Origin of the sequence: Streptomyces cacaoi (genome assembly GCF_006539165.1) — a bacterium.
GTDB classification, from domain to species: domain Bacteria; phylum Actinomycetota; class Actinomycetes; order Streptomycetales; family Streptomycetaceae; genus Streptomyces; species Streptomyces cacaoi.
In genome coordinates this window covers 17082-42424 of sequence record NZ_BJMM01000038.1, presented here as the reverse complement: position 1 = coordinate 42424, position 25343 = coordinate 17082, and the positions used below count along the sequence as shown (strand labels likewise).

Here is a 25343-nt window from a genome sequence, read left to right as displayed (position 1 = left end):
CCGATTATCCCGCCGCGCTCCGCGCCGCTCGCGCCACCCGTGGCTCAGCCGGGTGTGCACACGGCGGTCAGCTCGTCGGCCGCCTTGCCGACCGGGGCCGTGCTCGGCACCCGGCCGTCCTCCACATCCGAGCGGACGCTCTCGACGGCGTCGCCGAGCCTGTTCACGGCCTTGCCGACATCCGCGTCGTCCGTCTCGTCCCGGATCTTGTCCAGGTTCTTGTCGATCGTGTTGAGCGACTCGCGCGCCTGCGCGGGGTCGTCCGCCGCCTCGGAGGCGGCCTGCTGGAGATCGTCGGCCGCCTCGGCGACCGTGGCGGCGGTACTGGCGCAGTCGAGCGCCTTGTTCGCCGCGTCCACGGCATCTCCCGCGCCGCAGCCGGCGAGGACGGGCACGGCGAGCGCGGCGGCGGCGAACGCGGCCACGGTGTTCCTGCGAAGCACGGCTCCCCCTCCCCCGGGGAATCCCCGGGCCCCCAAGCTGGTCGGGCCGCACGGTTCGACACGTGCGGCCCGCACCAGTGAAGACGCGTAAAGCACGCGCAAAGTTTCCCTCGCGCGGAGATTCCGCCCGAAAAGCCTGTGACCTGGGCGGATCGCCCCGGGCGAAACGGACTCCGCGGGACCGGAAGGACTCCGGGGCGGGGCTCAGCCCAGGGCCGCGCGCTGCGCCCCGTCGAGCTGGGCGCAGCCGGCGACGGCGAGATCGAGCAGGCCGTTCAGCTCGTCCCGGGCGAACGGCTCGCCCTCGGCGGTGCCCTGCACCTCGACGAAGCGGCCGTCGCCGGTGCACACGACGTTCATGTCGGTCTCGGCACGGACGTCCTCCTCGTAGCACAGGTCGAGCATCGGCGTCCCACCGACGATCCCGACGCTGACCGCCGCCACCGTTCCGGTCAGCGGCTGCGCCTTGGCCCTGACGAGCTTCTTGCTCTGCGCCCAGCCGACGGCGTCGGCGAGCGCGACGTACGCGCCGGTGATCGCCGCCGTGCGGGTGCCGCCGTCGGCCTGGAGGACGTCGCAGTCGAGGACGACGGTGTTCTCCCCCAGCGCCTTGGTGTCCACCACGGCACGCAGCGAGCGGCCGATGAGACGGGAGATCTCATGGGTGCGCCCGCCGATCCGGCCGCGGACGGACTCGCGGTCACCGCGCGTATTGGTCGAGCGCGGCAGCATCGCGTACTCGGCCGTCACCCAGCCCTCCCCGCTGCCCTTGCGCCACCGGGGCACCCCCTCGGTGAAGCTGGCCGTGCACAGCACCCGGGTGTCGCCGAAGGAGACCAGGACCGAGCCCTCCGCGTGCTTGCTCCAGCCACGTTCGATGGTCACGGGGCGCAGCTGATCGGCCGTTCGGCCGTCGATACGAGACATGGGCCCGAGCCTATCCGCGCCCCGCCGGGCAGCAGAACGCGGTGACCTCGGGGGCCCGCCCGGCCGGGCGGACGTACGAAAGCCGCCCGTACGGCACCCCGCTCGGGGCGGCGCGCGCAGGGCGGCTTCCTTCCGCGGGCCGGTGGCCCGGAGCGGCTCAGCCGCTCACATCATGTCTTCGATCTCGGCGGCGATCGGGTCGGCGTCGGTGCCGATGACGACCTGGATCGCGGAGCCCATCTTCACGACGCCGTGCGCGCCCGCGGCCTTGAGGGCTGCCTCGTCGACGAGAGAGGCATCGCTGACCTCGGTCCGCAGACGCGTGATGCAGCCCTCGACCTCCTCGATGTTGTCGAGCCCGCCGAGTCCGGCGACGATCTTCTCAGCCTTGCTGGCCATGTGCTTCTCCTGTGTTTCCGGCCCCGGTGGACGCTGGGCGCTTTTCACGTTAGCCCACGATCAGCCCACCTGTGCGGGCGTCGGTCCGCTGTCTGACGAATGATGGCGGTTACCTGGCGTCGCGGAGCCGTCACACGAACCCCGCCCCGCTACAGGTCTACACCAGTATGCGTCAACCGTTCGAAAACGGGGGTCGCAGGGGCCGACTGCGGCATGCAGGCAGCCGCGCAGGCGGAGAAGCGAACGGAGGGATGCTTTGAGCGCACACGCTGCGGCCGGTGGGGGGCGGAACCGGGCCTCCGCCTTCTTCCAGGGGCTCCAGAAGATGGGCCGCAGCCTCCAGCTGCCCATCGCCGTACTGCCGGCCGCCGGCATCCTCAACCGGCTCGGCCAGCCCGATGTGTTCGGCGACGAGGGGCTCGGCTGGACCGATGTCGCCAAGGTCTTCGAGGGTGCCGGCAGTGCCCTGCTGGACTCCGCGCTCGGGCTGCCCCTGCTGTTCTGCGTGGGCGTGGCCATCGGCATGGCCCGCAAGGCGGACGGCTCGACGGCGCTGGCGGCGCTGGCCGGTTTCCTCGTCTACTACAACATCCTCCAGCAGTTCCCGGACTGCCCCGCGGGCTCCTCCTTCGACCAGGAGATGGGTGCCTGCCTGGACCGGGACGGCAAGGCCCTGGGCCCGGCCACGTACCAGAATCCGGGGGTGTTCGGCGGCATCGTCATGGGCCTGCTGTCGGCCTGGTTCTGGCAGCGGTTCCACCGGGTGAAGCTGGTGGACTGGCTCGGCTTCTTCAACGGGCGCCGCCTGGTGCCGATCCTGATGGCCTTCGTCGCGCTGGTCTTCGCCGTCCTGTGCCAGTGGGTGTGGCCGCCGGTCGGTGACGCGCTCACCAGCTTCTCCAAGTGGATGACGGATCTGGGCGCCTGGGGCTCGGGCATCTTCGGCCTGGCGAACCGCGCGCTGATCCCGATCGGTATGCACCAGTTCCTGAACACCTTCATGTGGTTCCAGTTCGGGGACTTCAAGAAGCCGGGCGGCGAAGTCGTGCACGGCGACATCAACCGCTTCCTGGCGGGCGACCCGACCGCGGGCCAGTTCCTCTCCGGCTTCTTCCCGATCATGATGTTCGCGCTCCCGGCGGCGGCGCTGGCGATCACACACGCGGCCCGGCCGGAGAGACGCAAGGTCGTCGGCGGTCTGATGCTCTCGACGGCGCTGACGTCCTTCGTCACCGGCGTCACCGAACCCATCGAGTTCTCGTTCCTGTTCGTCGCCCCGCTGCTGTACGTGATCCATGTGGTCCTCACCGGTGTCTCCATGGCGGTGACCTGGGCGCTGGGTGTGCACGACGGTTTCAGCTTCTCCGCCGGTCTGATCGACTACGTCATCAACTGGAGCCTGGCGACCAAGCCCTGGATGATCATTCCGATCGGGCTCTGTTTCGCCGTCGTCTACTACGTGATCTTCCGCGTCGTGATCGCGAAATTCGATCTCAGGACCCCGGGACGCGAACCGGAGGAACTGGCCGAGGAGATCGAGGACGAGAACACCCGGGGCTGAGCCGTGCCGGGCCCGCGCCCGGCACGGCTTCCCGGACCGGATCCGAACGAAAGACCCTCGAACCGCCCCGGTTCGAGGGTCTTTTGATATCCGTTCGTGATACGACACGGCGGCTTCGATAACAGTCACGCACCGGTCGTACATGGGCTTGGAAGAAGCGATTCCGTGCATCGGTGCGCTCGTGCTACTAATGGTCTAAACCACTACAGGACTGGACCACTGAGCGGGCCGCCTCCTGCGTGCAGTGCCCGCTTCACCTGGAGGACTTTTCCCATGAGCACGGACACCGCTGCTCCCGCGAAGAAGCGGGGCTCCGGCCTGTTCCAAGGGCTGCAGAAGGTCGGCCGCAGCCTGCAGTTGCCGATCGCCGTCCTGCCCGCCGCGGGCATTCTCAACCGGCTCGGCCAGCCGGACGTCTTCGGCGACAAGGGCCTGAAGTGGCACGACGTCGCCGCGGCCTTCGCCGGCGCCGGCGGCGCCATCTTCGACAACCTGCCACTGCTGTTCTGCATCGGCGTCGCCATCGGATTCGCCAAGAAGTCCGACGGCTCGACCGCGCTCGCCGCGCTGGTCGGCTTCCTCGTCTACAAGAACGTCCTGGAGGCGTTCCCCGTCGAGGAGGCCGTGATCAAGGCGGGTGAGGACACACCCGCCGTCTACAACGACCCCGGCGTGCTGGGCGGCGTGATCATGGGCCTGCTCGCCGCGGTCGTCTGGCAACGCTTCCACCGCACGAAGCTCGTCGACTGGCTCGGCTTCTTCAACGGCCGTCGCCTGGTGCCGATCCTGATGGCCTTCGTCGGCCTCGTCGTCGGCGTCATCTTCACCCTCATATGGGGCCCCATCGGCGACGCCATCACCGCGTTCGGCGAGTGGATGACCGGGCTCGGCGCCGCCGGCGCCGGCATCTTCGGCGCCATCAACCGTGCGCTGATCCCCGTCGGCATGCACCAGTTCCTCAACACCGTCGCCTGGTTCCAGCTCGGTGACTTCACGGACGAGGCCGGCAAGGTCGTGCACGGCGACATCGCCCGGTTCTTCGCCGGCGACCCCAGCGCCGGCCAGTTCATGTCCGGCTTCTTCCCGATCATGATGTTCGGTCTGCCGGCCGCCGCCATCGCCATCGCGCACTGCGCACGGCCGGAGCGGCGCAAGGCCGTGATGGGCATGATGGTCTCGCTCGCGGCGACCTCCTTCGTCACCGGCGTCACCGAACCCATCGAGTTCTCCTTCATGTTCATCGCGCCGGTGCTGTACGTGGTGCACGCCGTCCTCACCGCGATCTCGATGGCGGTGACCTGGATGCTCGGCGTCCACGACGGATTCAGCTTCTCGGCGGGATTCATCGACTACGCGATCAACTGGAGCCTGGCGGAGAGGCCATGGATGATCATCCCGATCGGGCTCTGTTTCGCCGCGATCTACTACGTGCTGTTCCGCTTCCTGATCGTCAAGCTCGACATCAAGACCCCCGGCCGTGAGCCGGAGGAAGAGGTCGAGGACATCACGAAGTAAGAGCTCCGCCCGCCCGTCGCCCCACCCTCCGCCCCATGTGTGGAGGGTGGGGCTTCGTGCTGGTGCGCCGTGTCGGCGCTTCGTGTGCAGGGCGGGGCTCTGTGCCGGTCGGGCAGGCCGTAGCCGGGGCGGGCGCGGGGCCGGGGGTCAGATCTCGTGGACGGCGCCGGGGCGGGCCAGCTCCACCGGGCCGTCGAACACGGCTTTGGCGTCACGCAGGTTGATCTGCGGATCCGTCCACGGCGGTACATGGGTGAGCACGAGCCGGGAGGCGCCGGCGCGCTGTGCGGCCTCGCCGGCCTCGCGGCCGTTGAGATGCAGACCCGGGATCTGTTCCTTGCCGTCGGTGAAGGACGCCTCGCACAGGAAGACGTCGGCGTCCCGCGCGGCGCGCTCCAGCGCCGCGGACGGGCCGGTGTCGCCGGAGTAGGTGAGGACGCTGCCGCTGTCGACGTGCTCGACACGGAAGGCGTACGCCTCGACCGGGTGGTCGACCAGCTCGCTGCGCACCAGGAACGGCCCCGCCTCGAAGGTGCCGCCGGGCGTGAGGTCGCGGAAGTCGAACACCTCGCTCATCGAGGAGTCGGAGGGCGTGTCCGCGTACGCCGTGGTGAGGCGCTGCTCGGTTCCGGCGGGCCCGTGGACCGGCATCGGTGCGCAACGGCCGCCCTCGTGGCGGTAGTAGCGGGCGACGAAGTAGCCGCACATGTCGATGCAGTGGTCGGCGTGCAGATGGCTCAGCGCGATGGCGTCGAGGTCGTACAGGCCCGTGTGCCGCTGGAGCTCACCGAGCGCGCCGTTGCCCATGTCGAGCAGCAGTCGGTAGCCGTCGGCCTCGACGAGGTAGCTGGAACAGGCCGACTCCGTGGAAGGAAACGATCCGGAACAGCCGACGACGGTGAGCTTCATGGAGCGGGAACCTCCGTTGACGGCCTGCGGGTGTGGCCCCGTCCGGTGGACGAGGGAGCGCTGAAGAGCGAATGCAAGGGGATTTACGAGCGTAAGCCGCGTGGGTCCGGGTGACTCCTCGGTAGGCCGCTGGTGTGGGCGGAATCACCAGCCCGGGGTAGCGTCGGCCCGCGGGATTGCACGGGAGTTCCGCCGCTCCCCGCGGGACGTCCGCGGGGCGGGGGCGGACGGTACGCGGACGACGCGAACGGTACGCAGAACGACGCGGACGACGCAGACGGCGACGCGGAGGCGGGCACGGATGGAGACCTCGTGGTGGCTGGCGCTGGGCGCCGTGGTGCTGCTCGCGTTCGTCGCGGCGGTGGCGGACGGCAACGCGGGCCGCGGCCGGCTGCTGCCGTGGCGGCGGGCCGTCCGGCTGCGTCAGGCGGCGGAGGGCGGGGCCGGCCCGGTGCCGGGTACGGACGGTGCCCCGCTGCCGCGCCCCGGGGAGATCTGGCGCACACATGTACCGGACGGCTCGCAGCGGCCGTTCCTGGTGCTGGCGGTGCGCAGCGACGGAGTGCGGCTGGCGCCGCTGACGCCGGAGCCGCCGGACCCGGCCGCCGTGCCGGTGGTGCCCCGCGAGGCGCCGGACGGGCCGGCCTATCTGCCGGCGGACGGCAGGGTCGTCGAGGCCGGCCTCGCCCGGCTGTTGCGGTGCACGGACGAGGTGGACGCGGACACCTGGGAGCGGGTCCGGCACCTCGCCGAGTAGCGGCGGACCGGCGGCCGAAACCGGCGAACTGCCCGAGCGCCCACGCCGGTTGAGGGCCGACGGCGCGTGGGGCAGGGCCGCGCCGCCGGCCCGTCAGGCCGTCACACGGTCGGACGGTCGCGCCGTCAGGCCCACAGCTGGCCCTGCACGGCGGCTATCGCCTCCTCGGTGGTCCGCGCGGTGTACAGGCCGGTGGACAGATACTTCCAGCCGCCGTCGGCGACGACGAAGACGATGTCGGCGCTCTCCCCGGCCTTCTGCGCCTTGCGGCCGACGCCGATCGCCGCGTGCAGGGCGGCGCCCGTCGAGACACCCGCGAAGATGCCTTCCTCGGCGAGGAGTTCACGGGTGCGGGTCACCGCGTCCTCGGAGCCCACCGAGAACCGGGTGGTGAGCACCGACTCGTCGTACAGCTCGGGCACGAAGCCCTCGTCGAGGTTGCGCAGCCCGTACACCAGGTCGTCGTAGCGCGGTTCGGCCGCGACGATGCGGATGCCGGGGCGGTGCTCGCGCAGATAGCGCCCGGCGCCCATCAGCGTCCCGGTGGTGCCCAGGCCGGCGACGAAGTGGGTGACGGACGGCAGATCGGCCAGGATCTCCGGGCCGGTGCCGGCGTAGTGCGCGCCCGCGTTGTCCGGATTGCCGTACTGGTAGAGCATCACCCAGTCCGGGTGTTCCTCGGCGAGCTCCTTGGCGACCCGTACCGCGGTGTTGGAGCCGCCGGCCGCCGGGGAGGAGATGATCTCCGCGCCCCACATGGCGAGCAGTTGACGCCGCTCCTCGCTGGTGTTCTCCGGCATGACGCAGACGATGCGGTAGCCCTTGAGCTTGGCCGCCATCGCCAGCGAGATGCCGGTGTTGCCCGAGGTGGGCTCCAGGATGGTGCAGCCGGGCGTCAACCGGCCGTCCTTCTCGGCCTGTTCGACCATGTGCAGCGCCGGACGGTCCTTGACGGAGCCGGTGGGGTTGCGGTCCTCCAGCTTGGCCCAGATCCGCACCTCGTCGGAGAGGGACAGTCTGGGCAGCCGGACCAGCGGGGTGTTGCCGACCGCGGCGAGCGGTGAGTCGTACCGCATCAGCGCCCGGCCATGGGCACGGCGGGGAGCGCGCCGCCGGCGACGGCCGGCAGGATCGTGACGCTGTCGCCGTCGGACAGCTTCGTGGAGATGCCCTCCAGGAAGCGGACGTCCTCGTCGTTGAGGTAGACGTTCACGAAGCGGCGCAGCCCGCCGTCCTCGACGAGGCGGTCCTGGATGCCGGCGTGCCGGCTCTCCAGATCGGCGAACAGCTCACCGATGGTCGCGCCCGTGCCCTCGACGGCCTTCTCGCCGTCGGTGTACGTGCGAAGGATGGTCGGAATGCGGACCTCGATGGCCATGAGAGTGCTCCTGTCGTCAGGACGGGTCGGCTGTGCGGATGCTGTGCGGCGGTACGGCGGGACGCCCGGCCGGACCGTGCGGCGGCCGTGCCGGGCGCACCGCGGCGTGGCGGAAACGGGGGGCAGACGGGGGACGGGGCGGCACCGGCCCGGGACGCGGTGGACGCGCGGGCCGGAGCGGGCGCCGGCCGGACCACCGGCCGGAGGGTCAGACAGCGGTGCCGGCGGCCGGGCGCCGACAGATGGCGCTGGCGAGGCGGCACAGATCGACGTGCAGGCGCGCCACGAGCAGCAGCGTGCCCGGGGCCTTTCCTGAAGCGCTCACGTCGTGGACAACCATGGGCTCATCGTAACGATTCCCGAGGCGGTATTCGGATGCCGATTCCAGGATGCGGACCATTCCGTCTCACTCCGAGGGATCGCCGGGATACGGGACCGCGATCCTCAGGGCGCGGCGACGACGGAGACCTCTTCCTCGGTCACCTCACCGTCCACGATGCGGAACGAGCGGAAGGAGAACGGGCCTTCCTCGTTGCCGCACTCGGCGGTGGAGACGAGGACGTAGTGCGCACCGGGCTCGTTGGCGTAGGTGATGTCCGTACGCGACGGGTACGCCTCGGTCGCGGTGTGCGAGTGGTAGATCACGACGGGTTCCTCGTCGCGGTCGTCCATCTCCCGGTAGAGCTTGAGCAGATCGGCGGAGTCGAACTCGTAGAAGGTCGGCGAACGCGCCGCGTTGAGCATCGGGATGAAGCGCTCGGGACGGCCGCTGCCGGCCGGGCCCGCGACCACGCCGCACGCCTCGTCGGGGTGGTCCTGACGGGCATGGGCGACGATCTTGTCGTGCAGCTCCTGTGTGATGGTCAGCATGCTCGCAAGAATATGCGGACGTACGGACGCCGGAAGGGGCCCTCCCGAGCGGCCGTCCCGGACGGCACCGGCGGCCGTACGGGACCGCGTCGGCGGCCGTCTCAGACGGTGTCGGCCGGCAGTTCCTGCGCCGCCGGCTGCTCCGGGGCCAGGGCCTTCGCCGCCCGGGAGGCCCGCGCCCAGCACAGCCAGCCGGCCACCAGCAGCACGGCCCAGATGCCGCCGATGTACAGCGAGACCCGGGCCACCGGATCCATCGCCGTCAGCACCAGGACGAACAGCAGGAAGGCGACGGCGACCCAGCTGAAGACGCTGCCGCCGGGTGCCGGGAACGAGGAGGCCGGCAGCGTGCCGAGCCGGACGGCGCGGCGGTAGCGGATGTGGCAGCCCAGGATCGTCAGCCAGGTCCAGATCGCGCAGACCGTGGAGACGGACGTCACATACTCGAACGCCTGGTCAGGGATGAGGTAGTTGATCACGACGCCGAGGGACATCACCACGGCGGAGAAGGTGATGCCCGTCGCCGGCGACTTGCGCGAGTTCAGCCGCGCGAAGAAGCCCGGCGCCTCGCCGTTGGCCGCCAGCGCCCGCAGCATCCGGCCCGTGGAGTAGATACCGGAGTTGCACGAGGAGAGCGCGGCGGTGAGCACCACGAAGTTGACGATCGAGGCGCCCAGCGGAATACCGATCACCTCGAAGCCCTTCACGAACGGGCTGGTCCCTGCGGAGAATTCGGTCCACCGGACCACGGAGAGAATCACCGTGAGCGCGCCCACGTAGAAGACGATGATGCGCCACGGCAGGGTGTTGATGGCCTTCGGCAGCGTCGTCTTCGGGTCCTTCGACTCACCCGCCGTGATACCGACCAGCTCGACCGCGATATAGGCGAACATCACGCCCTGGAGCGTCATCAGGCTGGAGCCGATCCCGGTGGGGAAGAAACCCCGGTGCGCCCAGAGATTGGTGAACGAGGCACCGTCCCCGGCCTGCGAGAAACCGAGTGTGACGACCCCGAGGCCGATGACGATCATGCCGATGATCGCGGTGACCTTGACCATCGAGAACCAGAACTCGACCTCGCCGAAAACCTTCACCGAGATCAGGTTGGCGCCGAACAGCACCACCAGGAAGAACAGTGCGCTGCACCACTGCGGAACGGCCGGGAACCAGAAATGGATATAGATGGCTGCCGCCGTCAGTTCGGACATGCACACCGCGATCCACAACAGCCAGTACGTCCAGCCCGTGACATAGCCGAAGAACGGGCCGAAGAAGTCACGGGCGTATTCCGCGAAACTGCCCGAGACCGGCCGGTGCATCAGCAGTTCGCCCAGGGCGCGCATGATGAAGAAGATGATGACGCCGGCGAGGGCGTACATCAGGAGAATGCTCGGTCCCGCCTTGGCGATGTTCGCGCCGGCGCCCATGAAGAGGCCGACACCGATCGCACCGCCGATGGCGATCATCTGTACCTGCCGACTGCCCAGCCCCCGCTGGTAGCCCTCGTCGGCCGCGACCCGCTCAGAGCTCATGGTCCCTCCGTGCCTTTCGCCTACCGGCCCCTCGGGATGAAGTGGCGTGCGGCGAACGTCTATCACGCGCGGGCGTGCGCCCTCCGCTCCCCCAGCGCCGGACGGGCTGAAAATCAGCCAGTCCGACGCTCGGCCGGGGCAGGCGAGCCGGGCCCGGCCGGGCGTGGCAGAGCTGAGCAGAGCAGGGCAGGGCAGGCGCGACAGCAGGGCAGCAGAGCAGAACGGACCGGGCCGGGTCGGCTCAGGTCAGGGCAGGGCAGGTCAGGGCAGGTCAGGGCAGGAGCGTCTCGATGAGGGTTTCCTGGAGGCCGCCGAGCCACAGGTAGGCCATCACCATCGGCTTGCGCGGGTCCGAGTCCGGCAGGCTGTACAGCTCGCTGCCGTCGTCCTCGTCGGTGACCTCCAGCCGCGTGCCGATGGCCAGCCGGAGGTCGTTGAGCGCCCCGAGCCACTGGCGTGCGTCGTCGGCCGTGAGCGTAAGCACGGCGCCCTGCTCGCCGGGGGTGAGGGAGTCCAGGGCCCGGACGACGGCCAGCCCGTCCTCCCGTTTGCGGGCCCGCAGATCGTTCTCGGTGTAGCGGCGGAACTCGGCGGAGGCGGCGCGGGCCTCCTCGGCCGCGGCCGGGTCCTCGGGCTCGGCGCCGGGCCCGGGCCCGTAGGCGTCCGGGAAGAGCCGGGCCAGCGCGGGGTCGGCGGGGGGCTCGGTGGGGCCGTCGTCGAAGGGCGGCCAGGCCACGTCCTCCAGGCCGCCGGGCAGGTCCTCACCGCTGTCGGTGGTGCCGGTGGGCGCGGGCTCGGGCCCGGTGCCGGGGCCGATCAGTTCGAGGAGCTGTACGGCGAGGCTGCGCAGGATGGAGATCTCGACCTCGTCCAGCGCGATGGCGGCGCCGCCGTCCCCGGTCGGTTCGAAGTGTCCGGCCATCAGCGGTCCTGCTGGAGGGTCGCCCACAGGCCGTAGCTGTGCATGGCCTGCACATCGCGCTCCATCTCCTCGCGGCTGCCGCTGGAGACGATGGCGCGCCCCTTGTGGTGCACGTCGAGCATCAGCTTCTTCGCCTTCTCCTTCGAATAGCCGAAGTACGCCTGGAACACGTAGGTCACGTAGCTCATGAGGTTGACGGGATCGTTGTGCACGACAGTGACCCAGGGGACGTCGGGTTCCGGAACCTCGACGTGCTCCTCGCTGATCTCCGGGCGTTCGATCTCGCTGGGGGCGACACTCACGCCTCCATGCTGCCACCCGGCACCGAGGCACGCGCAAACGAGCCTCCCCAGGGCGTATATCGTCAGGCTGACGAGATCGGGGTACGCTCGCAGCGACGGAACGACACACGAGGTGAACCACCAGTGCTGGAATCCCCCGGGGCACCGCCCCCGCACGACTCCCGGCAGGCGGACACGGGACTTCCGGTCTCCGTGCCGTCCACCGCGCTCTTCACGGACCAGTACGAGCTGACGATGCTCCAGGCCGCGCTCCACGCAGGCACAGCCGAGCGCCGCTCCAGCTTCGAGGTCTTCACCCGCCGCCTCCCCGAGGGCCGCCGCTACGGCGTGGTCGCGGGCACCGGCCGGGTGCTGGACGCCGTGGAGAACTTCCGCTTCGACGAGCAGATGCTCGGCTTCCTGCGCGAGCAGCACGTCGTGGACGAGCGGACGCTGGAGTGGCTGGCCGGGTACCGCTTCCGGGGCGACATCCGCGGCTACCCCGAGGGCGAGGTGTACTTCCCCGGCTCGCCCGTCCTGCGCGTCGAGGGCACCTTCGCGGAGTGCGTCCTGCTGGAGACGGTGATCCTCTCGATCCTCAACCACGACTCGGCGGTCGCCGCCGCCGCCTCGCGGATGGCCGTGGCCGCCGGGGACCGTCCGCTGATCGAGATGGGCGCGCGGCGCACCCACGAGCTGGCGGCCGTCGCCGCCTCCCGCGCCGCGTACATCGGCGGCTTCGCCACCACCTCCGACCTGGCGGCCGGTTTCCGGTACGGCATCCCCACCGTCGGCACGAGCGCCCACTCCTTCACGCTGCTGCACGACTCCGAGCGGGACGCCTTCACCGCGCAGGTCGACTCCCTCGGCAGCGGGACGACGCTCCTGGTGGACACCTACGACGTCGCCGAGGCCGTGCGCACGGCGGTGGAGATCGCCGGGCCCGGCCTGGGCGCCGTCCGTATCGACTCCGGCGATCTGCTGCTGCTCGCCCACCGGGTACGCCAGCAGCTCGACGATCTCGGCGCGCACGGCACGAAGATCGTCGTCACCAGCGATCTGGACGAGTACGCGATCGCCTCGCTGGCCGCTGCGCCGGTGGACGCGTACGGCGTGGGCACCCAGCTGGTGACCGGCAGCGGTCACCCGACGTGCTCGATGGTCTACAAGCTGGTGGCGCGTGCCGAGGCGGACGAGCCGGACGCGCCGATGCGGCCGGTCGCCAAGCGGTCGATGGGCGGCAAGAGCTCGGCGGGCGGCGCCAAGTGGGCGGCGCGGACGCTGGACGCATCCGGTGTCGCCGAGGCGGAGGTCGTCGGCAGCGGCGAGGTGCCGTCCGAGCTGGCGGACCGGCTGTTGCAGGTGGAGCTGGTCAAGGGCGGCGAGGTGGTCGGCCGGGAGCCGCTGGAGGCCGCGCGGGAGCGGCACCGGGCGGCCGTCGCGGGGCTGCCGATGTCGGCGATGCAGCTGTCGCGGGGCGAGCCCGTACTGCCGGTGGAGCACCGGTGAGCCCTCGCCTCACGGTGCGTTTCCGCAGGTCGGAGGCGGGCGGCGGGCCCGTTCCCCGGGAGCACTGCCGCCCGCGTGCCCGAGTGTCTAGTCTCATAGGTGACGGCCCCCAGCCTTGGCCGCCCGCCCCTCATCCAGCCGAAAGGTGTGCACCATGCACCGGGCACTGATCGTCGTCGACGTGCAGAACGACTTCTGCGAGGGCGGCAGCCTCGCGGTCGCGGGCGGCGCCGACGTGGCCGCCGCGATCACCGAACTGGTCGGGGACGCGTCCGCCGGCTACCGCCATGTCGTCGCGACACGGGACGCGCACATCGACCCCGGCGCCCACTTCTCGGACGAGCCCGACTTCGTCCGCTCCTGGCCGCCGCACTGCGTCGCGGGCACGGAGGGTGTGGGCTTCCATCCGAACTTCGCGCCCGCCGTCGCCTCCGGCGCCATCGAGGCCGTCTTCGACAAGGGCGCCTACTCGGACGGCTACAGCGGCTTCGAGGGCGCCGACGAGAACGGCGCCACGCTGGCCGGCTGGCTGCGCGACCGCGGTGTGACGGAGGTCGACGTCGTCGGTCTGGCCACCGACCACTGCGTCCGCGTGACGGCGCTGGACGCGGCCCGGGAGGGCTTCCGTACGCAGGTGCTGCTCGATCTGACGGCCGGGGTCGACCCGGACAGCGTCGCGCGCGCTCTGGACGAGCTGCGGGACGCGGGCGTCGAGCTGCTCGGCAAGCCGGTGGTCGCCGCCGGTTAGGGTCCCGGCGTCCCTCGCCCGGGCCCGCCCCTGGCGAGCCCGGGACGCGGCCTCGCGGACTTGCTCAGGCCCCGTGGGAGCGGCTGTGTGCCGCCTCCGCGGGGCCGTCGCATGTCCGGGGCCGGGCCCGGGCGGGCAGGGCCGGGGGCCGGGCCTCGGGCGGTCCGGGCCGGGCGCGGTCAGGCCGGGCTGGTTCTGAGCAGCGATGCGATGGGGTGCCAGGACTCGCGGTCGTCCTCGGGGACGGCGCGCCAGACCAGGCCCTCCGGGTGGTGCAGCACGGCGGTGGCCTCGTCCGCCGTGGGCGGTTCGGCGTTGCCGCGCAGATAGATCGCGCGCAGGCCCAGATTGCGCAGCCTGGTCAGGGCGCGGGCCCGGTTGCGGGCGTGGACGAGCACGCGGACCCGCGGCTCGTCCCCGGGTCTGCGGGGCGCGGCCGACCGCACCGTGTGCGGCTCGTCGGCGTGTGCCGACCAGCGGGTGGCGGGCAGCAGGGCCGGGGCGCCGGACGAGGCGGAGCGCCGGGCTCCGCGCGCTCCCACGGGCGGGGCCGCGGCCGGGTTCGGGCCGCCCTGTGCGCGCGGGACGGGCAGGGTGAGCGCGACGATCACGCTGCCGTCCGGCAGCCTGACGAATCCGCCTCCAGACATGATCACCATCTCCCCCGTGAGGCTCGTTGCGGGTGGTCTTCCGGGGCCCCGTCCGACGGGGCCCCACCAGGCATCTAAACGCGATCCGACGCCGATCGCCAGGGGGTAACGGGTGATCATGTTTTGACCTGCAACGATGCAAACAAATTCATCCCTGGGTTGCACAACCTCCAACCCCCTGTGATCTGAGCCACTTTCAGGAGTTCCCGGATCGCCCTCACCGAGCGTATGGGATCAGCGCGACCGTCCTATTTGTTCCCTTTATCCGGGTATTTTCGGGGTGATCGCCGTGCGTGATCTTCTGGTTGAGCATTCAATCAAACCGCGGCCCCTCCGGCCCCGCGCGACGGCCCGGCACGGCCCGGACCCGTCAACGGTGTGCCCAACTCCCCATCAGATAGCGGATGCGAACAACTGATGCGCCCCCGCGCGCGGGCCGGACACTCCGGATCCGCGCGGCTCGCACAAGAGGCCCTCGGCGCCCCGGAGTTGAGGCGGACCGGGCGATGTGCGTCAGTGCGCCCCCTGTGCACCGAAGCCGTGGGACGGGTCACGCTTGGCGTGCTTTCCGCCCGGGCATTCCGGACCGTAGAGTCGTTCGAAGGCGCTCTGTTCGTGGTGGTCGTCCCCCGGCCGTCCGGCAGTCGCCCGGCCCAACACGCCGCGCGCAACGACCCGTTCGTCATCCACACCGTGACCGACACCCCCGAGGACGGATCCGCCATGCCGCGTCCGAACCCAGCCCAGTTCGTCTACGGATCGGCCACCGTCGTCGTCTCGGCCCTCGCCGTTCTGCTGTTGACCGGGGCGCGTTCGGGCCCCGCCGTCGCGCTGACCGCGCTCGGCTCGCTCGCACTCGGCCTCGGCGTGGCACTCGCCGTCCCCGTGCTGCGCGCACGGCGCGCCCGGCGCACGGCAGTTGGGCGCAGCACCGTCGTCTCCGGCTCCCTGCCCGCGGCGCAGACCGGAGCGCCCGGCGCACAGCAGGCCGCCCGGACGCCGTCCACCGAGCCGGCGGGCATCGGCAGCCGCCACTGAGCCCGGGCCGGTCCGCCGCCGTCCCGGCCGTCCGGCCCGTACCAACCGCCCAGCAGCCCGGCAGCCCGGCCGCCCGACCGACCGGCCGCCCGACCGGACGACTGGCCAGGCCCGTCAACTGCCGCCGCGCCGCGGCCCGTTCAGTCGACCGCCACCACCACCGTGCGGGCCGCCTTGTCGTGCAGGCACTGCCGGTACGGCTGGTCCCAGGTGCAGAAGAGGACGTTCACCAGCCAGAACAGGAAGCCCAGACAGGGCACCAGCGCGGGCAGCGAATAGACCGCGGCGCGGAACCAGCCCGGGGTGCCCACGGGTACGGCACCGTTCTGGAGCATGGCCACCCGGATCCGCATCAGCTTCTTGCCGACCGTCTGGCCCGACATGGTGAGCATCAGGCCCTCGTAGATCAGATAGACGAGGGTGTAGACGCCCTGCTGCGCATAGGTGTCACCGCGCGCGTCGTGGTAGCCGCCCTGCGCGAGGCCGACGACGACGGTGACCGGGATGCCGATGAGCAACGCGTCGATGATCCGCGCGAGCAGCCGTTTGCCGCGCGAGGCGAGCGGCGGCATCCCGGCGAGCGGATCGGTGCCGTAGGGCGAGCCGTACGGGCCGCCCTGGTAGCCGCCCCCGCCGTAGGGCGTCTGCGGGCCGCCCGCCTCCGGCGGGGGCGGCGGTGGAGGCGGCGGGTTGCCGTAGGGCGAACCGCCGTTCCCCTGGGGGCGCTGCTGCCCGCCCGGCTCGTCCGGCTTCCGGAACGGGTCGTTCCCCGGCTGCTCCGTGCTCATGGCCCGAGTCGAACGCCCCTGCGGCCGGGCCGCATCCCCGGCGGGGCGTTCGGGGGACGGCCCCGCTGCCGAACGCCCCGCCGGGGCTCAGCCGCGCGGAGCCGTCACAGCCGGATCTCGCCCGCGCCGCCCCTGGCCACGAAGGTGCCGACGAGCTTGTCGTGCCAGCACTGCCGCCACGGGCGGTCGAAGACGCACCACACGAGGTTGACGACACCGACGACCAGCACGCCCAGCACCCCGTAGACCAGCCAGCGCACGGCGGACGCGCCGAGACCCGGGGTGTCCTGCCCCTCGACGCGGGCCACCGAGAGGCCGAAGAGCCGCTTGCCCAGGGTGCGGCCCCAACGGGCGGTCGGCAGCACCTCGTAGACGAAGCCGAACACCAGCAGCGCCGCCAGCACGAGCGCGAGATAGCCGCCCGTCGTCCCGTCCAGCAGCCACACCTGCCGCGTCTCGCCGGCCTGTTCGACGGCGTGCACCTTGGCGTCGATGTGGTCGGTGACCTTGCCGACGAACGGGAAGGCGACGGCGGCACCCACCGCCAGCGTGAGGACGAGGTCCACCAGGCGGGCGGCGAACCGCCTGCCCAGCCCGGCCGGGCGCAGCTGCTGCCGCGCCTGCGCGAACGGGTCGGCCGCCGGCGGACGCCACGGGGTGACGGTCTCCGGGGCCCCCGGCTGCGGGTGCGACTGGGGCTGCGCGGGCAGCCCGCCGGGGGCGGCGGGCGGGAGCGGGCCGTAGGGCGGGACGCCGTGCGCGGTCGGCGCCTCCGGCTGCCCGGCCGCGGGGGCGCCGGGCGCGGACTGCGGTGCGGCGGGGGGCTGCTGGGCGGGGAGGGGCGCGGACTGCGGATCGGCCGGTACCGCGGCCCGGGTCGTGGGAGCAGCCGGAGCCTGCGGCGCCTCCGCACGGCCGGCCCAGGCCGTCGCCGGATCCTGCGCCTGCACGGGCCGTTGCTGCACGGCGGGCGGGGCAGCGGCGGCGGGCGCCGGCTGTCCTTCGGCCGCCCGCGGGGACTGTGCCGGGAGGTCGGCGCGGGGCGCGGAGCCGCCCTGACCCGGCGCCTGGGGCGGCACCTGTCCCGGCGCTCGGCCCGGCGCCTGGCCCGGAACCTGGGGCGCGCCGGGAGCATCCGCGGCACCGGAACCGGCCGGAGCACCCGGAGTTCCGGGCGTGCCGGGGGCGCCGGAGGTGGCCAGGTCGCCCGGGGCGCCGGCGGTGCCGGGGTCGCCGGCGGTGCCGGGAAGGGGCGGCTCGGAGCCCGGCGGGCGCTGCTGCGGGGGTGTGACGGGGCGCAGCCTGCTGGTGGCCGGGGAGTCCGCCGCCGGGGCGGCTGCCGGGTGTGCCGGGCCCGCGGCGGGTGCGTCGCCTGCCTCGGCCGGTCCGGCACGCAGCACCTCGGAACGGCGGAGGCCCACCGTCCGCTCCCGCCCTCCGGGCGCGGGCGCGTCCGGCACCGGCGGCGCGCCCTCGGACGCGGCGCCCTCGGACGGGGCGTGCGCGGACGGGGCGTGCGCGGACGGGGCGTTCGACGGACCGGGCTGCTGGGCCGGGACCCGGCCACCGCTCCCCGCGCGGGGGTCGGCGGCGGACGGCGCCGGGCCGGACCCGGAGTGCGGGGAGTCCGCCTCGGCGCCCGGCGCCGGTGCGGTGGGCTCGGGCGCTCCGGCGGCCGGGGCGGACGCGTCGGGCCCGCCGGACGCGTCGGCGGTTGCGCCGGGCGCGGCCTCGGGGCGCTCGTACGCGCTCTCCAGGCCGTCCACCTCGTCGAGGAAGACGGGGCCCGTCTCGTCGGAGGAGGTGCGCGCGCCCGCCCCCGGCACGGCCGCCGGTGCCGTCGGCGGTGTCGCGGACGGCGCGGCAGGGGCCGACGGCGAGGACGCGACGGGCGGCGGTGCGGGCATGGGTTCGCCCTCGCGCGGCTCGGGCCGACTCGTGCCGGGCACCCACGCCGAACCGTTCCAGTAGCGGATGTACCCGGGAATGGACGGATCCGGGTAATACCCTGAACGGGGTACCTCACCGTGCGTACCGGAGGGTCCCAATGCCCCCAACTCCCATCATGAGCGACACACTTGACCGGCCCGCTGTCCCGCGGTCCTGCGGTTTTCCGCCTGCGGAGCGACGGATACCGCCGCCTGTCCCAGGAGGACATTAACGAAGAAGCGGCGCCCGTAAGGAAGCCGACGGCGGCACGGGCCGTCTCGCAACGGGCCTCGTGCGCCCCTTCACCCACGTCGCGGCGGGCCCTCGTGCACACCTTCCGACGGACCGCGACCGGCAGACGCGCGCCTCTCCTCTCCCCTCCTCTCCCCTCCTCTCGTGTTCTCTCGCGTTCTCGCGTGTCCGCTGCTGCGAGGCCGCCGCGCGCCCGGCCGGTCCGGACATCCACGAAAAAAATCCCCGAACCCGTGTAAGGAACCGCGCTCAGCGCTCTCTCCCCCGGTGTGCGCCGCTCCGGCGGCGCGACCGTACGCGACGACCGCGCGCCGAGGGCGCGCAGAAAGGGCGGAGAGCATGCAGACCGTTGTCGAACGGGACCTGGAGATGAGGCTCGTCCTCTCCACGGAGCGCAGCGTTCCGGTGCCGGCCCGGCTCATCTACCGCTCCGACGACCCCTACGCCGTCCACATCACCTTCCACATCGGTTCCGCCTCGCCCGTCCACTGGACGTTCGCGCGGGAGCTGTTCGTCGAGGGCGTCTTCCGGCCGTGCGGGCACGGGGACGTGCGGGTGTGGCCGACCCGGGTGGACGGCCGGAACGTGGTCTGTACGGCGCTCAGCTCGCCGGACGGGGACGCGCTGCTGGAGGCGCCGTCCTCGGCGGTGTCGGCCTGGCTGGAGCGGACCCTGCGGGTGGTGCCGCCCGGCGGGGAGGCCGAAGCGCTCGGGCTGGACGAGAAGTTGCACGCGCTGCTGAACACCGTGCCGGACGGCTCCGGGCCCGAGGAGACGGACGCCTCCGGGGCCGCCCCGCTCTCCGGGCCGACGCTGCCCGACCGGGCAGAAGCGGGCGGCCGGGGAGCGTGGCCGGGCGATGAAGACGGGGAGCACGCCTCGTGAAAGACCGGGCGAAGCCTCGCCCTCCCACACGTGAGGCGGAAAAAATGGCGGTATTACCCCGACGCGGAACGGAAATACATCATCATCTCCCGCATGCCCCAGCAAGAACCATGTGACATCGGCGCCCCCAGGGGACCCGCCGGCGGCGGCGCCCGTCCGGGGCCGGGGACCTCCCCCGGCCCCGCGACCGGGCCGGACCCCGGCGGGTGCGGGCAGCCCGCCCCGACGGACCCGGAGACCGAACAGGCGGTACGGCTGCGCGTGGGCCGCCGGCTGCACGAGCTGTCCGTCCGGCTCGACGCCCCTTCCTACGCGCTGCTGCTGAAGATGCTGCGCGGGATCAACGCGGCCTTCGCGAGCCCCGACGGCGCCGTGGAGCTGGAGCTGACGGCGCACGAACAGGCCCTGTGCACCGACGAGTTGCGCGACGAGCTGCTCGCGCTCCTGGAGCTGTCGCACCTGCCGCACTCGTCGGTCCGCCTGGGCGGGTGAGCGGCGGGCACGGGCAGGTGCGGCCCCGCCACAGCGGCGCCGGGCCGGACGCCACGGGGCCCCGGAGGAACGCGGCAGAACGCGGCAGAACGCAGCAGAACCCAGCAGAACCCAGCAGGACGCGGCGGGCCTCAGAAGACCTTGCCCGGGTTGAGGATGCCCTCCGGGTCGAAGACCTGCTTGATCCCGCGGTGCAGGCCGAGCGCCAGCGGCCCCAGCTCCTCGGCGAGCCACGCCTTCTTGAGCACGCCCACACCGTGCTCACCGGTGATCGTGCCGCCCAGCTCCAGGCCGAGCGCCATGATCTCGTCGAAGGACGCGTGCGCCCGGCGGGACTCGTCCTCGTCGGAGGCGTCGAAGCAGACGGTCGGATGGGTGTTGCCGTCGCCCGCGTGCGCGCACACGCCGATCGTCAGCCCGTGTTTCTCGGCGATCGCCGCCGTGCCCCGCAGCATCTCGGCCAGCCGGCTGCGCGGCACACACACGTCGTCGATCATCGTGGTGCCCTTGACCTGGTCGAGGGCGACGAGCGCCGACCGGCGTGCCTGGAGGAGCAGTTCGGACTCGGCCGCGTTCTCCGCCGGCACCACCTGGCTCGCACCGGCCGCCTCGCACAGCTCCCCGACGGCGCGCAGCGGACCCGACGGCTCCGGGGTGTCGAACGCGGCCAGCAGCAGGGCCTGCGTCGACTCCGGCAGGCCCATCTTCGTCATGTCGTTGACGGCCCGCACCGTCGTGGTGTCCATCAGCTCCAGCAGGGCCGGTGTGTGCCCGGCCTCCATGATCCGGCAGACCGCGTCGCACGCCGCGTCCGTCGACGGGAACTCGGCGGCCAGCGCCAGCTGTTGCGGCGGCTCGGCCTTCAGCGCGAGGGTGGCGCGCACGACGACGCCCAGGCTCCCCTCCGAGCCGACGAACAGCCGGGTCAGGTCGTAGCCGGCGACGCCCTTCGCGGTGCGCCGGCCGGTGGAGAGCAACCGGCCGTCCGCCAGGACGACATCGAGCCCCAGCACGTACTCGGCCGTCACGCCGTACTTCACACAGCACAGCCCGCCGGAGGCGGTACCGATGTTCCCGCCGATCGTGCACTCCTCCCAACTGGAGGGGTCCGGCGGGTAGAAGAGGCCCTGCTCGTTCACGGCACGCGAGAGCGTCGCGTTGACCACCCCGGGTTCGACGACCGCCACCCGGTCCACCGGGTTGATCTCCAGAATCCGGTTCATCCGGACGAGCGAGAGAACGAGACAGCCGTCGATGGCGTTCGCCGCGCCCGACAGCCCCGTCCGGGCGCCCTGCGGGACGACCGGCACCCGGAAAGCGTGCGCGGTACGCAGGGTGTGCTGCACCTCCTCGACCGTGCGCGGCAGCACGACGGCGGCGGGGGCGCCGGCCGGACAGAAGCCGGCCATGTCGTGGGCGTAGGTACGCAGGACGTCGGGATCCGTCAGCACGCCGTCCTCGGGGAGCCCCTCCCCCAGGCGTTCGATCAGCTCGCTCATGGGGTCAGCCTGGCACCCGGTGGAGACGGGGAGAAGACGCTGAACAGTGCGGATTCCCCGCGGGGTGGCGCCCCCCCCGCACGGCGGCGTGCCCGCGGCGGCGCCGGGTCGGCGGCGGCAGCGTGCCCGAGGGCGGCAGCGTGCCCCGCGACGCCGACGGCGCCACGGGACACGCGGGACGAGCCGGGTCTCACAGGTTGCCGCGGCGCTCCTGCTCCCGCTCGATGGCCTCGAACAGGGCCTTGAAGTTGCCCTTGCCGAAGCCCATGGAGCCGTGCCGCTCGATCATCTCGAAGAAGACCGTCGGCCGGTCCTGCACCGGCTTGGTGAAGATCTGGAGCAGATAGCCGTCCTCGTCCCGGTCGACGAGGATCTTCAGCTCGCGCAGCGTCTCGACCGGCACCCGGGTCTCGCCCGCCCACTCGCCGAGCGTGTCGTAGTAGGCGTCCGGGGTGTCGAGGAACTCGACGCCCGCGGCGCGCATACCGCGCACCGTCGCGACGATGTCGTTCGTGGCCAGCGCGATGTGCTGCACACCCGCGCCGCCGTAGAACTCCAGATACTCGTCGATCTGCGACTTCTTCTTCGCGACGGCCGGCTCGTTGATCGGGAACTTCACCTTGCGGGTGCCGTCGGCGACGACCTTCGACATCAGCGCGGAGTACTCGGTGGCGATGTCGTCACCGACGAACTCCTTCATGTTGGTGAAGCCCATGACCTTGTTGTAGAACTCCACCCACTCGTTCATCCGGCCGAGTTCGACGTTGCCGACACAGTGGTCGACGGCCTGGAAGAACCGCTTCTCCGGCGGCGCGACGATCGGCCGCGCCGGCACGAACCCCGGCAGATACGCGCCCTCGTAGCCGGAGCGCTCCACCAGCGTGTGCCGGGTCTCCCCGTAGGTGGCGATCACGGCCCGGACCACCACACCGTGCTCGTCCTTCGTCTCGTAGGGCTCCTCGATGCCCCGGGCGCCGTGCTCGACGGCGTACGCGTAGGCGGCGCGCGCGTCGGGCACCTCGATCGCCAGATCGATCACGCCGTCGCCGTGCGCGGCCACATGGTCGGCCAGGAAACGGCCCCAGTCGGTGGTGGGCCGGATGACGGAGGTGAAGACGAACCGGGCGCCGCCCGATTCCAGGACGTAACTCGCCGTCTCGCGGCTGCCGTTCTCCGGTCCGGAGTAGGCGACGGCCCTCATCCCGAAAGCGGTCGAGTAGTAGTGCGCCGCCTGCTTGGCGTTGCCGACGGCGAAGACGATCGCGTCCATCCCGTTGACCGGGAAGGGGTCTGCCTGCCGGGCGGTCCGCGGGGTCGAGTGCGCTGTCTCAGTCATGGCGGCAGGCTGCCGCCGAACCACAAGGTGCGCAATAGTTTGCGTTTTCACTGGACAACATGACCAGCAGAACCCGCACTTGGGAGGGCGATATGCACAACGTGTGCAGCGGTGAGCGGTGATGCTCCCCTCAACGCCCCGGAAAGGAGAGGCACATGGGAATCGACCGGCTCGACGGACGGCTGCTCGAACTCCTCGCCGAGGAGCCGCGGATCGGAGTGCTGGAGGCCTCGCGGCGGCTCGGGGTCGCGCGGGGCACCGCCCAGTCCCGGCTCGACCGGCTCAAGTCGGGCGGGGTCATCCGCGGATTCGGGCCCGACGTCGATCCCGCGGCGCTCGGGTATCCCGTCACCGCGTTCGCCACGCTGGAGATCCGGCAGGGGCAGGGGCCCGGGGTCCGGGCGCACCTCGCCGGGGTGCCCGAGGTGCTCGAACTGCACACCACCACCGGGAGTGGGGACATGCTCTGTCGGCTCGTTGCCCGGTCGAACGCGGATCTTCAGCGGGTGATCGACCGGGTGGTCGGTATCGACGGCATCGTGCGGGCTTCCACTGCCATCGTCATGGAGAATCCTGTGCCTTTGCGGATCGTGCCGTTGGTGCGGCAGGCGGCGGGGGAAGGGCTTCCCTGAGGGCTCGGCCCGTGCGGCCGGGGCTCGTTGTACGCCTCGCCCCTTCCCGCCCAGGGGGTCTCCCAGAGGGGGCGGAGCCCCTTGCAGCCCCCCGACGCCCGGCCGGCGAGGCCAACGGGGAGAGGGGTGAAGCCCCAGGTGCGTAGGGGGGGGGCGGGGGTACGTGGTGCACCTCGCCCCGGTGGGGGGGCTGCGCTTGCCCTCCCCCAAGCTCTTCGAGCAGGGGGTACCCCCAGCGCCCTCGGCGCAGACTGCCCAAGCTGGGTGGGAAAGGGGGCGGGCGCTGCCCGAGCTGGGTGGGAAAGGGGGCGGGCGCTGCCCGAGCTGGGTGGGAAAGGGGGGCGCGCTGCCCGGGCTGGGTGGGAAAGAGGGCGCGGAGTGCCCGAGCTCGGGTTGGAGAAGGGGCGCGCAGGGGCGGAGCGGGTGTGTTGAGGGAGGTGTGGTGGGTTCAGCAGTGGGGGAGGGTGGTGCCCTTGCGGAGGTGGGTCAGGGCGGTGAGGGCGTCGGACAGGGAGGTGACCGGGACGACGCGGAGACCGGCGGGCGCCTCCCCCGCCTCCCCGCACTGCTCGGCGGGCAGCAGAAAGACCCGCGCCCCGTCCCGCCGCGCGGCCTGCATCTTGAGCGGCACCCCGCCCACCGCACCGACGGCCCCCTTCTCGTCGATGGTGCCGGTCCCGGCGATCGTGTGGCCGCCGGTGAGGGAGCCGCCGCTGCCGTCCCCGTCGAGCTTGTCGATGATGCCGAGGGAGAAGAACAGCCCGGCGCTGGGCCCGCCGACGTCGCCGAGTCGCAGCGAGATCTTCACGTCGTCCGGTGACCGGTGGAGCTGCCGCAGCGCGGCGGTGACGGCCTTGTCCTGGGAGTCCTTCATCTCCGCCGCGATCCGCTTCTCGGCGTCCCGGGTGTCCCCGCCGCCGGGGTAGACGGCGTCGCGCGGCATGACGGCGCGGTCCCGCGCGAACCACGCCTGCACGACGTCGCCGACGCGCACCGTCGCCTGCGGCTGGGTGGCCGCGATCGTCACCGACAGCAGCTTCCCGTCGTCCTTGTGTGCCTTCGCGCCGGACAGCGAGATGACGGGTTTGCCGCCCTGCTTGCCGAGCACGTCCGCGGTCTCGCCGGGCTGCGCGAGGGAGTACGGCAGCGGCACCAGCAGCACCAGTGCGAGCAGCAGGACGACCGGGGTCGCACAGAGCACGAGGCGGCGGCGCCGGGACATCCGGGGGCGTGGCGTGGTCTCGGACATTCCCGCAATCTATCCAGTGCCCCGGCGGCCGCACGAATTGCCCGCCCGCGGGGAAGCGTGCCCGGCCGGGCGCCCGCGCCCTGCCGAGGCCGTGCCCGCCGGCCCGGAGGCTTCCGCTCAGCGCAGCGCCTCGGCCACTTCCTTCGCGGCGCGCACCACCCGCTCGCCGACCCCCTCGGGCACGGCGTCGGCGAGCATGACCACGCCGACGCTGCCCTCGACGCCGCCGACCTCCAGCACGGGCGCGGCCGCCCCGCTGGCACCGGCCTCCAACTCACCGTGGGTGAGCACGAATCCGGGCTCGCCGCCGTCGGTGAGCTGTTCGGCGCGGGCGGAGAGGATGGCACGGCCGGCCGCCCCCCGGTCCAGCGGATGCCGGAAGCCGGTGCGGTAGGCGACGTGGTAGTCGGTCCAGCTCGGCTCGACGACGGCGACGGCCAGCGCCTCCGACCCGTCGACCAGGGTCAGATGGGCCGTCGCCCCCACGTCCTCGGCGAGGGCCCGCAGCGCGGGCAGCGCCGCCTCGCGCACGAGGGGGTGCACCTGTCTGCCCAGCCGCAGCACCCCGAGCCCGACCCGGGCCCGGCCGCCCAGGTCGCGCCGGACGAGGGCGTGCTGTTCCAGCGTGGCGAGCAGGCGGTAGACGACCGTGCGGTTGACGCCGAGTCTGGTGGACAGTTCCGTGACGGTCAGGCCGTGGTCGGTGTCGGCCAGTAATTTCAGGACGCGCAGTCCCCGGTCGAGCGTCTGCGAAGTCTCCGCGGTCACGACGCCCCCTCCCTCGGTGAGTGACGGCAGCCGGCCGGACGCGGGGCCCGCGGCATCTCGCCCGCCGCCGCCGC

The 25343-nt window shown here is 72.3% G+C and carries 27 protein-coding genes; 9 read left to right on the top strand and 18 right to left on the bottom strand.

All coding sequences use genetic code 11. The features are described 5' to 3' along the window. Positions 1–44 precede the first annotated feature (44 nt). From SCA03_RS26805 to SCA03_RS26795, 3 genes are all read right to left on the bottom strand, one after another. Entirely contained in the window at positions 45–443 is a 399-nt protein-coding gene (locus tag SCA03_RS26805) for a hypothetical protein (RefSeq protein ID WP_030877704.1), read from the bottom strand. A 204-nt stretch (positions 444–647) separates the two neighbouring features. Continuing rightward, positions 648–1370, bottom strand: a complete 723-nt coding sequence (gene rph, locus SCA03_RS26800; RefSeq protein ID WP_030877699.1) for a ribonuclease PH — start codon at positions 1368–1370, stop codon at positions 648–650. 165 nt (positions 1371–1535) lie between these two features. Further along, entirely contained in the window at positions 1536–1817 is a 282-nt protein-coding gene (locus SCA03_RS26795; RefSeq protein ID WP_078872884.1) for a PTS sugar transporter subunit IIB, read from the bottom strand. Positions 1818–2025: 208 nt separating this feature from the next. Between SCA03_RS26795 and SCA03_RS26790 the strand changes: the two genes are divergently transcribed. Both SCA03_RS26790 and SCA03_RS26785 read left to right on the top strand, forming a co-directional pair. Next, positions 2026–3330 (top strand): PTS transporter subunit EIIC, encoded by a 1305-nt coding sequence (locus tag SCA03_RS26790; RefSeq protein ID WP_030877694.1) that lies wholly within the window; start codon positions 2026–2028, stop codon positions 3328–3330. 273 nt (positions 3331–3603) lie between these two features. Further along, positions 3604–4845: a PTS transporter subunit EIIC gene (locus SCA03_RS26785; RefSeq protein WP_030889505.1), complete on the top strand. Its 1242-nt coding sequence runs from the start codon at positions 3604–3606 to the stop codon at positions 4843–4845. Positions 4846–4992: 147 nt separating this feature from the next. Here the strand turns inward: SCA03_RS26785 and SCA03_RS26780 are convergent, their stop codons facing one another. Next, the gene (locus SCA03_RS26780; RefSeq protein WP_030877688.1) at positions 4993–5754 is read right to left on the bottom strand and encodes an MBL fold metallo-hydrolase; all 762 of its coding nucleotides are present in this window, start codon (positions 5752–5754) and stop codon (positions 4993–4995) included. Between the two features lie 301 nt (positions 5755–6055). On the opposite strand from SCA03_RS26780, the gene SCA03_RS36510 reads away from it, so the two are divergent. Further along, positions 6056–6511 (top strand): hypothetical protein, encoded by a 456-nt coding sequence (locus SCA03_RS36510; RefSeq protein WP_051846279.1) that lies wholly within the window; start codon positions 6056–6058, stop codon positions 6509–6511. A 125-nt stretch (positions 6512–6636) separates the two neighbouring features. Here SCA03_RS36510 and SCA03_RS26770 read toward each other — a convergent pair whose 3' ends face one another. The 7 genes from SCA03_RS26770 to clpS form a co-directional block, all read right to left on the bottom strand. After that, on the bottom strand, positions 6637–7587 hold the full coding sequence (locus tag SCA03_RS26770; protein WP_030877683.1) for a PLP-dependent cysteine synthase family protein: 951 nt from the start codon (positions 7585–7587) through the stop codon (positions 6637–6639). Continuing rightward, on the bottom strand, positions 7587–7889 hold the full coding sequence (locus tag SCA03_RS26765; RefSeq protein WP_030877680.1) for a MoaD/ThiS family protein: 303 nt from the start codon (positions 7887–7889) through the stop codon (positions 7587–7589). Before SCA03_RS26765 ends, SCA03_RS26770 begins: the two co-directional genes overlap by 1 nt. Positions 7890–8097: 208 nt before the next feature. Continuing rightward, positions 8098–8229 carry a putative leader peptide gene (locus tag SCA03_RS35580; RefSeq protein WP_312001031.1) on the bottom strand — a complete coding sequence of 44 codons (132 nt, stop codon included), beginning with the start codon at positions 8227–8229 and terminating at the stop codon, positions 8098–8100. Positions 8230–8333: 104 nt separating this feature from the next. Continuing rightward, a complete protein-coding gene (locus SCA03_RS26755; protein WP_030877670.1) occupies positions 8334–8759 on the bottom strand; it encodes a M67 family metallopeptidase in 426 nt (141 codons plus the stop codon). 101 nt (positions 8760–8860) lie between these two features. Next, positions 8861–10291 (bottom strand): amino acid permease, encoded by a 1431-nt coding sequence (locus tag SCA03_RS26750; RefSeq protein ID WP_037850415.1) that lies wholly within the window; start codon positions 10289–10291, stop codon positions 8861–8863. Between the two features lie 271 nt (positions 10292–10562). After that, complete coding sequence (locus tag SCA03_RS26745) at positions 10563–11213, bottom strand: DUF2017 domain-containing protein (protein WP_030877664.1); 651 nt, start codon at positions 11211–11213, stop codon at positions 10563–10565. Then, positions 11213–11515, bottom strand: coding sequence for an ATP-dependent Clp protease adapter ClpS (gene clpS, locus SCA03_RS26740; RefSeq protein ID WP_030877662.1), 303 nt, complete (start codon positions 11513–11515; stop codon positions 11213–11215). The genes SCA03_RS26745 and clpS overlap by 1 nt, the downstream gene beginning before the upstream one ends. A gap of 123 nt (positions 11516–11638) precedes the next feature. Here clpS and SCA03_RS26735 point away from each other — a divergent pair, with 123 nt between their 5' ends. Together SCA03_RS26735 and SCA03_RS26730 are read left to right on the top strand one after the other, a co-directional pair. Further along, positions 11639–13003: a nicotinate phosphoribosyltransferase gene (locus SCA03_RS26735; RefSeq protein ID WP_230988930.1), complete on the top strand. Its 1365-nt coding sequence runs from the start codon at positions 11639–11641 to the stop codon at positions 13001–13003. Between the two features lie 154 nt (positions 13004–13157). After that, a complete protein-coding gene (locus tag SCA03_RS26730) occupies positions 13158–13751 on the top strand; it encodes an isochorismatase family protein (RefSeq protein WP_030877657.1) in 594 nt (197 codons plus the stop codon). A gap of 179 nt (positions 13752–13930) precedes the next feature. Here the strand turns inward: SCA03_RS26730 and SCA03_RS36505 are convergent, their stop codons facing one another. Further along, positions 13931–14197: a hypothetical protein gene (locus SCA03_RS36505; protein WP_230988933.1), complete on the bottom strand. Its 267-nt coding sequence runs from the start codon at positions 14195–14197 to the stop codon at positions 13931–13933. 819 nt (positions 14198–15016) lie between these two features. Here SCA03_RS36505 and SCA03_RS26720 point away from each other — a divergent pair. Beyond that, entirely contained in the window at positions 15017–15439 is a 423-nt protein-coding gene (locus SCA03_RS26720) for a hypothetical protein (RefSeq protein WP_308698331.1), read from the top strand. Positions 15440–15579: 140 nt separating this feature from the next. Here the strand turns inward: SCA03_RS26720 and SCA03_RS26715 are convergent, their stop codons facing one another. Beyond that, on the bottom strand, positions 15580–16227 hold the full coding sequence (locus tag SCA03_RS26715; RefSeq protein ID WP_086817865.1) for an RDD family protein: 648 nt from the start codon (positions 16225–16227) through the stop codon (positions 15580–15582). A 104-nt stretch (positions 16228–16331) separates the two neighbouring features. Beyond that, positions 16332–18275: an RDD family protein gene (locus tag SCA03_RS36870; protein WP_141275707.1), complete on the bottom strand. Its 1944-nt coding sequence runs from the start codon at positions 18273–18275 to the stop codon at positions 16332–16334. Positions 18276–18747: 472 nt separating this feature from the next. Here SCA03_RS36870 and SCA03_RS26705 point away from each other — a divergent pair, with 472 nt between their 5' ends. Both SCA03_RS26705 and SCA03_RS26700 read left to right on the top strand, forming a co-directional pair. Then, positions 18748–19293: an SsgA family sporulation/cell division regulator gene (locus SCA03_RS26705; protein WP_078874159.1), complete on the top strand. Its 546-nt coding sequence runs from the start codon at positions 18748–18750 to the stop codon at positions 19291–19293. 93 nt (positions 19294–19386) lie between these two features. Continuing rightward, a complete protein-coding gene (locus tag SCA03_RS26700; RefSeq protein ID WP_051846277.1) occupies positions 19387–19785 on the top strand; it encodes a hypothetical protein in 399 nt (132 codons plus the stop codon). Positions 19786–19916: 131 nt separating this feature from the next. Here the strand turns inward: SCA03_RS26700 and SCA03_RS26695 are convergent, their stop codons facing one another. After that, positions 19917–21284 (bottom strand): FAD-binding oxidoreductase, encoded by a 1368-nt coding sequence (locus SCA03_RS26695; protein WP_086815133.1) that lies wholly within the window; start codon positions 21282–21284, stop codon positions 19917–19919. 190 nt (positions 21285–21474) lie between these two features. Next, the gene (gene hppD / locus SCA03_RS26690; protein ID WP_030889477.1) at positions 21475–22620 is read right to left on the bottom strand and encodes a 4-hydroxyphenylpyruvate dioxygenase; all 1146 of its coding nucleotides are present in this window, start codon (positions 22618–22620) and stop codon (positions 21475–21477) included. A gap of 155 nt (positions 22621–22775) precedes the next feature. Between hppD and SCA03_RS26685 the strand changes: the two genes are divergently transcribed. Continuing rightward, positions 22776–23252: an Lrp/AsnC family transcriptional regulator gene (locus tag SCA03_RS26685; RefSeq protein WP_030889474.1), complete on the top strand. Its 477-nt coding sequence runs from the start codon at positions 22776–22778 to the stop codon at positions 23250–23252. A gap of 448 nt (positions 23253–23700) precedes the next feature. On the opposite strand, the gene SCA03_RS26680 is transcribed toward SCA03_RS26685, so the two are convergent. Both SCA03_RS26680 and SCA03_RS26675 read right to left on the bottom strand, forming a co-directional pair. After that, positions 23701–24501: a S16 family serine protease gene (locus tag SCA03_RS26680; protein ID WP_030889471.1), complete on the bottom strand. Its 801-nt coding sequence runs from the start codon at positions 24499–24501 to the stop codon at positions 23701–23703. Positions 24502–24618: 117 nt separating this feature from the next. Then, positions 24619–25269 carry an IclR family transcriptional regulator gene (locus SCA03_RS26675; RefSeq protein ID WP_030889468.1) on the bottom strand — a complete coding sequence of 217 codons (651 nt, stop codon included), beginning with the start codon at positions 25267–25269 and terminating at the stop codon, positions 24619–24621. Positions 25270–25343: the final 74 nt, after the last annotated feature.